General features: G+C 42.0%; 7 protein-coding genes. 3 read left to right on the top strand and 4 right to left on the bottom strand.

Annotated elements, in window-relative coordinates; genetic code table 11:
* The 3 genes from PX481_RS25000 to PX481_RS25010 form a co-directional block, all read right to left on the bottom strand.
* Positions 1-2,111: phycobilisome rod-core linker polypeptide (locus tag PX481_RS25000; RefSeq protein ID WP_288096639.1), on the bottom strand; the 2,111-nt coding region annotated here is incomplete at its 3' end.
* 174 nt (positions 2,112-2,285) lie between these two features.
* Entirely contained in the window at positions 2,286-2,624 is a 339-nt protein-coding gene (gene cutA / locus PX481_RS25005) for a divalent-cation tolerance protein CutA (protein ID WP_002758777.1), read from the bottom strand.
* A 126-nt stretch (positions 2,625-2,750) separates the two neighbouring features.
* Positions 2,751-3,458, bottom strand: a complete 708-nt coding sequence (locus PX481_RS25010; RefSeq protein WP_002758776.1) for a Crp/Fnr family transcriptional regulator — start codon at positions 3,456-3,458, stop codon at positions 2,751-2,753.
* A 55-nt stretch (positions 3,459-3,513) separates the two neighbouring features.
* Between PX481_RS25010 and PX481_RS25015 the strand changes: the two genes are divergently transcribed.
* The 3 genes from PX481_RS25015 to PX481_RS25025 all read left to right on the top strand — a co-directional run bounded on the left by PX481_RS25015 (position 3,514) and on the right by PX481_RS25025 (position 8,311).
* Positions 3,514-4,713 (top strand): acetate and sugar kinases/Hsc70/actin family protein, encoded by a 1,200-nt coding sequence (locus PX481_RS25015; RefSeq protein ID WP_043999037.1) that lies wholly within the window; start codon positions 3,514-3,516, stop codon positions 4,711-4,713.
* Between the two features lie 432 nt (positions 4,714-5,145).
* Positions 5,146-6,963 carry a protein kinase domain-containing protein gene (locus PX481_RS25020; protein ID WP_288096645.1) on the top strand — a complete coding sequence of 606 codons (1,818 nt, stop codon included), beginning with the start codon at positions 5,146-5,148 and terminating at the stop codon, positions 6,961-6,963.
* 31 nt (positions 6,964-6,994) lie between these two features.
* The gene (locus tag PX481_RS25025; RefSeq protein ID WP_079209727.1) at positions 6,995-8,311 is read left to right on the top strand and encodes a serine hydrolase; all 1,317 of its coding nucleotides are present in this window, start codon (positions 6,995-6,997) and stop codon (positions 8,309-8,311) included.
* A 57-nt stretch (positions 8,312-8,368) separates the two neighbouring features.
* On the opposite strand, the gene rsgA is transcribed toward PX481_RS25025, so the two are convergent.
* On the bottom strand, positions 8,369-9,247 hold an 879-nt coding region (rsgA, locus tag PX481_RS25030; protein WP_288096649.1), incomplete at its 5' end, for a small ribosomal subunit biogenesis GTPase RsgA.

Raw genomic sequence — 9,247 nt, forward strand, 5'->3', positions numbered from 1 at the left:
GAGACCGAAGGTGTACCCAATTCAATAAAGCGCGGGGTTTCCTCTTTATCAACTCTTTGGCCGATATCTTCGCGGAGATTGCCCAAACGCACCATCCGTAACTGCATCCCTTGGGGAGTTAGATAGCGCTCGTAGGGAACCGTATCTTCACCAAAAGCTTCCGTATATTCAGGACTGTCGATAAGGGCATCGATTAAAGCATAGAAGCCTTTTTTCGAGCAAAGATCGAAGTATTGATTCATTTCCTGACGACCGTAGGTGGGACGACCGAGCAGACGACGGTGAATATATTCGATCGCTTTCACCACATAGAGAGGAGTCCAGTAGATTTTCCGGAAAGCCTCGGATTTAGCTAGGGTTTTGATAAACTCGCGCAGAGTAATATCGCCATTTTCTAACTTAATCTCGGCCACGGATAAACGCTGACCTTCGTAGGGCATTCGACCGAAAACCTGACGATAAGCCGCTAAAATCACTCTTTGGGTGGAACTTTCGCCAAATTTAACGCTTACTCCATTGCTAGAACCGGGTAACTCGTTATTGAGACGGAAAACTTTCGGTCCCAAAGTACCGGGGAATTCACCTCGGGCGCCGGGGTTGCTATTTTGGTTATTAGTGGCAGGTCCGCGGTGGATGAGGATACGTTTGGTATCTTTACCGAAGGGAGCGGGACTAGAACTAGGTTCGCGGGTTTCTTTCGGGAAAATTGCCCCAAATTGGATTTCTAGGGGATCATTTCCGGAACCGTAAACGTGCTGATCCGGTAAGGGGCGATCGTATTTAGCAAAGGTGGTGATAAATTGGGGAACTTTGCGGAAAGGTGCGCTGTAGTTAAACAGGTCGATCTGCATCCCCCAGTTGCGACATTCCTGCGCTTCTGCACCCAAACCCCGGAGATAGGGAACGGTTTCTTCGCCGAAATAGTCGGAATATTCCTGAGAATCGACTAAAGCATCGATTAACGCCGCTAAACCGCCGCTAGAGACGATCGAGAAGTATTTCTGCACTTCTTCCCGGGAGGAAGGACCGCGACCGAGGAAATGACGAAAAGCCAATTCTAGGGCGCGACTATTGATAAAAGGTTCAAAGAACTGTTTACGATAGAGAGGCGATTTACCGAGACGACGGACGAATTCTTTCATCGAGATGTCGCCGTTTTTCACCTTCGATTCTAGGTCAGAAATGGACTGACTATAGGCGCGGGTGATGTCCCGTTCAAAAATTTGTCTGTAGGCAGCCTTGATAATCGAAGATTTTTCCGACTCCGATAAACCGGTTTTCATGACAAACTTTTGCCGTTTTTCGGCACCATTGTAGTAGCTTTGGGGAAGACTTAAACCCTGTTGGTCACTACTGGGACGCTGACGCAGTTTATTAGAGGGGGTGGGGGCTTTTAATTCCCCTAGTAGGATATTGAAATAGTCACTGATTAAAGTGGCCGCATCCTTGTCTCTCTGGAAATACTCGATCGAAGCGGCCCGCATTTCCTGTAGGGCCACGATGGTGGCATCAATAGAACAGGCATTTTCGAGAACTTCCCTTAAACCGCGGGTATTAACGATCAGGATACTGGTATCACCAGCCACGATCGCATAGGTAATATAACGCAGGAACCAGGATAAATCCCGGAGGGACTTCTGCATATTGCTCGGACCGTAACGAGAGACGTTAATCGGTCGGAATCCGGGGGGAATCGGGCCGCTAGAGGCGAAAATCCCCTTTAAGCCACCGAGGATGCCACTACCGCCACCAGACCCGCTTTCAGCGTAGGTAACGGTTCCTAATTTCATCCCTTCCTGGACGTTGATAACTTTACCCGCACCCACCAGGGCCAATTCTTCCACGGGGGGTTTTTCTAGGTAGGCCATGGGTGAACCACCGGTAAAAATCCGGTTAGCTGCCCGCGAGACGATCAGATCGGAGTTCCGGGTGAGCGTTTGGGCAATATCTAAACGCTTGCTCCCCGATTGGAAGTAGGCGATCAGTTCATTGAGTTCGGGTTTATCGAGAAAGCGGTCTTGTTGTTCTGCTTGGGTAATGGCAGATACTGGGACGGTTTGATAGAGTTGGGGACGCGCTAAGGAGCTGCCACCGCTTGCCTTAAGACTCATTGGATTTTAACTATCTCCCTTGACGATGTGCTGAGTTCTCCAATCGTGGAGGCGATCGGTCTTAAAACCAGATGTTTAAAAATTTAATCAGCATCTAGATTAAAACTTTTTGCGCTTCCTGAGATAGTTTATTAAGAATTATATAGATTTTTTTCGCTCAAGTTGCCGATTGGTCTATTCTGACACCCCACCTGTATGGGAGGCTAACCAGTCTAAATAGGTCTGTGAACCCGCCACAATCGGTAAAGCGATGATTTCTGGGACGGCATAGCTATGAAGTTCCTGTATCTTCGCCGATAACTGCTCAAACTGCTTTAAATCGGTTTTGATCACTAATTGCCATTCGCTCTCGTTTTCAATCTGTCCCTGCCAACGATAAATGGAACGAATCGGGTAAATACTGACACAAGCTGCCAAGCGCTCGTTAAGTAAGGCGATCGCTAGGTGTTCCGCTTCCGTTTCGCTGGCCGTTGTCACCAGCACCACTCCAAAACCGATTAATCTTTCAGTCATACTAAATCCTTTGAGTATAGGCTACATATCAGGACAGGCAAAAGGCAATAGGCAACAGGCAAAAGGCAATAGGAGGAATAGATAATCAGTCTTTGATAACTGATCACTGATAACTGATAACTGAATTTAGGTGATCACTTTTTCTAAAGCGGCCAGATCGGGAATACAGAGATATTCCTGCCGTCGTTGAATCAGTCCTTTTTTCTGCAATTTGGTCAGGGAGCGGGTCACGGTTTCCCGGGCCAAGCCACTAATACCACTCAATTCCCGGTGAGGTAAATTAGGAATTATCGCACCCTGACCGCTTTTTTCTCCTTGACCTTCGGCTAAAAAGAGTAAAGTATCGGCGACTCTGGAGAGACTATCGGCCTCGCGCAAACGTAAACGCCGGTTAACTTGACGCAAACGCTTGGCCATTAACTGAGAAAGACGAATTCCCGCTAAAGGCTCCGATTTGAGCAGATTAACAAAATCTTGGGCGGGAATACTGCTAATTGTGGCCGTGGTTAAGGTGATAGCATCGCTGGAGCGGGTAGATTTGTCTAAAGCGGCCATTTCTCCGACTATTTCCCCTTTACCGACGATATTTAAGGTGACTTCTTTACCCGACCTATCGTAAGTACGAATTTTCACCCAACCATCCAGAATAAAGTAAACCGAACCACCCCAATCATTTTCTAATAAAATCGCCCGATTAGCAGGATGAGTTCGGGTGACAGCATGAGAAGTAACTTTATCGAGGGTTTCAGGGGGCAAACCGACCAATAAGGTGGCTGTATCCAATAATTTTTGAATCTCTGCTGATTTTTCCGCAGGATAGCGTTTTTCTTCCATGGTTTAATATTTAAATTTTGTTCGTTTTAGGCAGGTGATTCTACAATGGAAAGTTGTGGGTATTTTTAATGATCCAGTGACCGATAAACAGGATTTTTACTCCCTACTGACCGAGATCGATCGGATTCTTGCCAAGGTGATTTCCTCTCTAGTTAACCCGCAAGAAGTTACTTCCGAGACAATTATCGCCACTCGTCAACATTTAGAATCGGCCAGAGTGATGCTTTCTCCCTTATTGTTGCCCGCTCCAACCCCTGAAGTTGCCCGTTGGTCCCTGGGAATGGAGGTGCAACCAGAGGGGGTAAAAGTTGTCTTTTTTCGGGAAAGCCAGGGACTGATCGATTTTTATCCTCTTTCTTGGAGTCTGGCAACGGGAACAAGCGATCTCTTACCCTGCTCTCAGGTGGAAGAATATCTAATTAGTTGGCTATCTAATCGGGATTTTAGCACCGATTCTTGGCTCTGGGAAGCCCTAGATCGATTAGAAGCTATTATTATCACCGATGACGGGGAAACCCCCACGGATGACCTGAAAAAAGCCCTTCTCACAGCGCAACTAATACCCCCCGATCGCCTATCTAGTCTAGAAACAGCGCTCGCTACTGCTCTGGCCCATATTCCCACTAGCGACCAACCCCAACCCCAAACCCTACTGGTTATCGAAGGGAAGCGGGAGACCACCACTTTAGCAATAGTGGAAGTCCCACCGCAAACTCGCTCTTTATCCCGTCAAGCGATCGCTCTGAGCCATTTTAACTACGGGGAAAACACCTATGAACGGGCCATACTCTCTCACTTAATTTATCCTCTCTGGCGTTCTTTTTTGCCTCTTTCCCGCTCCGATCTCACCGATACTAATCCCTTAAAAAAATCTTTACTGGCAGCCGCTAGATTAACCAAATTAATCCTGCAAGAAGAAAGCGAATTTACCTCCTCTCTAGCTGGTCATACTTGGACGGTCAGTCGCACCGATTTAAATAAGAAGGTCATTATACCATATCTAGATAATTTAAGACAAAAAATTAATGATTTGTTAGAAAAACAGCAAAAAAGTCTTGAGGATATCGATCAAATAATTTTTAGCGGTAATTTTTTCTTAACCATTTGGCCCTATTTTATAACAGAAATACAGCAAGAATTTGCTGGTTGCAATCTAGAGTCCCCCAGTCAGGAAAACTTCTCACCAGTAATCTTGGGTTTGGGTCGTCTCTGTTTATTTTCGGCTCTTAGAGGTGAGAAGGTCAATAATGCTTAAAAACATCAACGTCAGAAGTAAAACGTAGGGTGCGTTAGACGGCCAAAATTGCTGCTTTGACTTGAAGGTAACAATCCGTCGTAACGCACCACCTATCATCAACTAAGTAGCCGGTTACAATTAAAGATAAAATACAAAGAACCAGAACCCTGTCCCACTATCTCACAATTAATTGAGATTACTTACTTAACTGGTGCGTGGGGCGCAGATTGCTAATTTTGTTTTTTTATTCAAGGTTATTGCCGCAAACACGCCCCCGACATTATTGCTAAATGTTAAATTTTATTACAGGATGCAACATTGGTGGTCTAGATGGATTTAGATTATCCACATAAATGGTCAATTAAATACCCTCTTTATCTGATTTGCCCTGCCATCACCTCAGTTATTAGTTATCGGTGGAGATTGTTAAGTAAACAGTAATATTTCCCCATGACGGATTTAATTCTACAAAATCGTTACAAAGTCTTGCGATTAATTGCCGATGGTGGTTTCGGAGAGACTTTTTTGGCAGAAGATAGCCAAATGCCTTCAAAACGTCTCTGTCTGATTAAACAGCTAAAACCGATTAATGACAATCCCCAGGTTCACAATCTCGTCAAAGAAAGGTTTGAGCGAGAAGCGGCTATCCTGGAAAAATTGAGCGAAAATAGTCCCCAAATTCCCAAACTATACGCTTATTTTGAGGAAAATAATCAATTTTATTTAGTCGAGGAATTTATCGAGGGAGAAACTCTCAGCCAAAGAATACAGAGTAAAGGAGTTTTTACCGATGATCAAGTCAAAGAGATTTTAGTTAGTATTCTACAGGTTTTAATTTATGTTCACGGACAAAAAATTATCCATCGAGATATAAAACCCGATAATATCATTCTACGGATTTATGATAATTTACCGTTCCTAATTGATTTCGGTGCAGTTAAAGAAACTATGGGAACGGTGGTTTCTAATTCGGGGCATTCTCTTAATTCTATTGTTATCGGTACTCCCGGTTTTATGCCATCAGAACAAGCGATCGGTCGTCCAGTTTATAGTAGTGATCTCTATGCTTTAGGATTGACGGCTATTTATCTACTAACTGGCAAAACTCCTGAAATGCTAGAGAGCGATCCGATGACAGGAAAAATTTATTGGCGGCAGTTCGCTTTAGATACTAATATCAGTTTAGCAGCCGTCCTAGATAAAACTATTTCACCGCGCTCTAACGAACGTTATTTAACCGCAAAAGAGATGTTAGAAGCGCTACAAAATACCCCATCAATTGTAGCAACAAATATCGTTCTCCCCGCTCCTCCCGCTCCTACTCAAGTAATTTCTCCTGTAACTTCAAAACCTGTTTCTAATCCCCGCACGTTACCTGAATGGGTGAAAGCGATAATTATAGGGAGTATGATCGGTACTGGCATTTTAGGTGGTTTTGTCTTAAGTTATTATCTCTCAAATTATTCTGGAGATGAGTCAATTTCTCCGTCACCTTCCCCAGAAAATCAAGACTCAGATATTACCATTAATAATGAGTTTCCTAAACCTGTGTGTGGAGATGAGAATATCACCGATACTTACTATAAAGTTGTAGTAACTGATGAGGATAGTTTAGAGAGAGTTAAAAATAACTTTTGTCGCGATGCTTTTGTTAATGATGGTAATATTCAGGTAGCAACTTTTAGTGACTTAAATCGCGCTCAAGATTTACAAAGGCAACTAATTAAATACTTTAATCAAGTTAAAATCACCCAAGGTGTCATCGATACCTCACCCAGTCCTGAAGCTGTCTATTCCCCCAGTCCTGAACCCGTCTATTCACCTGTTCCTCAACAGACAGTTAACTCTATTTCTCGTTCAGAAGCGGTGGATTTAATCGAGCGCTGGTTAAAGGCAAAAAGAGATATTTTCGGTCCCTCCTATCAAACCTATTTAGGAGAAGAATTACTTACAGGTAAAGCTTATGATTACAACATAAAACGCTCTGATGGTCAAGAAAGTTCTTCCGAATGGTTAGCTAATAATAGTGCTTATTATATCTATGGAGTTCAGAGAATAGATTCAGTTAATAATTTTACATCCTCTGGTGATCAAGCTACAGTGGATGTGGTGGTTACTGAAGAAAGAACCCTCTATAATAATCAGGGTAAAATTGATCGAAAAAATAGTGCTTTTACTACCTCATTGGTTCGCTATAATCTCCAAAATGATCGGGGACGATGGAAAATAGCTCAATATAGAACCATTAAAAATTTAGCTCGTAGATAAGTTGAATTAATCACAAAGTAGAAACAAAAAAATGAAAAACAACTCAGATAACAAAAAAACAGAGACATCTAACTACAATTATGAATACCATACTGGTATATCAGATATAAAGTTTCTGTTGATATCTAGCTTAGTCGCGATGACTTTTGCTGTGGTCGGTTTTTTAATCTTCAATCAATCTCAGAAAACAACAAATGTAACTGATGATAAGTCCTCCATATCTTACAGAAAATCTCCTCAGTCAATAATTAATAAAACCCCAGATATACCCACACTTAAAACTCCTATCCCTTCGCAAAATGAACTTAATAATCAACAAATTGCCTTGCCATCTTTGCCTGTTACTGATCATAATAATCGTATCAATTTTCAAAAAACGTTTATTTATACTCCCGATAGACCGCCAAATTTTAAGGGGAACGACCAACTACAATCTATTATTAAAAATGTTACTGATTATGTTGCAGAGAATAACTTACCAACTGAGAAATTATCAATTAGCTTAATCGATTTTAAAACCAATAGTAGCGAAAATTATCAAGGAAATATAGGAAGATTTCCTGCTAGTGTTGTCAAGCTTTTTTGGCTAGTTGCTCTGTACGGTTATGTTAATTATCACCAAGGAGATATAGGAGAATATACTATTGAAATTCAAGAAATGATCGGAAAGTCAGACAATGAAGAATCAAGTAATATTGTTGATGCTATCACTGGAGCAAAATCAAATCATAAAAATATGAGCCAGTCAGACTATCAAGAGTGGTTAAAAAAAAGAAATCTACTTAATCAATATTTTGTTGATGCAGGTTATAATGGTATCAATATTAACCAAAAAACCTATCCCATTCCTTCTAAAAAAATGTTTAAACCTCAAGGTGCTGATTTAAAAATGAGAGGCAATGATCCTAAAAATCCGATTAGAAATAAAATTACAACTGAACAAGCTGCTAGATTAATGTATGAAATTATTACAGGACAAGCTATATCACCAGAATCTAGTCAGGAGATGCGATACTATTTGAACAGAATAAACATGATGCAAGATGGCAGCTGGAAAAATATTGACCCGAATCAAGGTCAAGGTCATTTTAATCCCATTAAAGGATTTTTTGGTGAATATTTTGCCAACAGTGACCCTAAAAATATCCAAGAATTTGCTTCTAAAGCTGGTTGGACAAGTGACAGTCGTAGTGAGGTAGCTTATATTAATGATGGTCAAGTTGCCTATATTTTAGCTGTATTTACCCAAGATGCTGCCTACGCTCAAAATTGGCAAATTTTCCCAAAAATTTCTGAATTAGTCTATCAAAAAATGCAGCAAATGGACTCAAAGTATAACACCCCTTAACATCTTTTCCCAATTCTTACTTTAGTGACCCTGAAGATAAAGACAACCGAACCGATTCTATTCAGAATCATCATTATAAATATCTTGGAGAGTTTTATTTTCGTAGCGTTCCTGATCTTGATTTTTGCCGCGACGGGAAGGACGACGATATTTTTTATTGGCTAATTTGGGTTCGTAGGTTTCTTGACCTGCTTCTTTAATTTTTAACTTTAAACTTGACTCTTTTGTGCTAGTTTTCTGTAATGTCTGTTCTCGTGCGATCGCTTCTTCTAAAAACTCTAAATAATGTTGGTAACGTTCCCAATCTCCCCTCACCACACAGTTAGGTTCCCGACGATGAGTACAATCATTAAATTGACAATTTCCTAAAGCTAAACGCTGTCTCACTTCCGGAAAATAAAAAGTTAATTGTTCCGGTGAACAGTTAATATCCGGTTGGTTAAACCCCGGACTATCGGCCAATAAACCCCGATTTGGTAAAGCAAATAACTCCACATGACGGGTGGTGTGACGACCTTTTTGCAGTTTTCCCGACACATCCCCCACCCGTTGATTAATCTCAGGAATTAGGCAATTAATTAAACTCGATTTTCCCACCCCCGATGGACCGGCCAAGAGAGTGATTTTATGGTTTAATTGTGCCAATAAAGCCTCAAATCCCCGATTTTTCTCCACACTGACAAAAAAAGGCCGGTATCCCCAACCAGCTAGGCGATCGGCCCAGACCTCTATTTGTTCCGGTTCCCCCAGATCGATTTTATTGACACAGACCGCAATTTCTAAGCCTGTGGACTCGGCTTTCACCAAAAAACGACTGATCAGCCAAGGATCGAGGACGGGTTCAGCAAGGGCAAAAACTAGCAAAATCTGCTCGATATTGGCAACGGCCGGCCGATCGATCTCGGTACTGCGGGGGAGAACTTCTGCGATCGCACC

The organism is Microcystis sp. M53603_WE2 (assembly GCF_030065435.1).

What these genes read in the sequence shown, in the direction of transcription:
- cutA (WP_002758777.1), bottom strand. Translation starts at nt 2,624, where the DNA reads ATGACTGAAAGATTAATCGGTTTTGGAGTGGTGCTGGTGACAACGGCC.
- PX481_RS25010 (WP_002758776.1), bottom strand. Translation starts at nt 3,458, where the DNA reads ATGGAAGAAAAACGCTATCCTGCGGAAAAATCAGCAGAGATTCAAAAA.
- PX481_RS25020 (WP_288096645.1), top strand. Translation starts at nt 5,146, where the DNA reads ATGACGGATTTAATTCTACAAAATCGTTACAAAGTCTTGCGATTAATT.
- PX481_RS25025 (WP_079209727.1), top strand. Translation starts at nt 6,995, where the DNA reads ATGAAAAACAACTCAGATAACAAAAAAACAGAGACATCTAACTACAAT.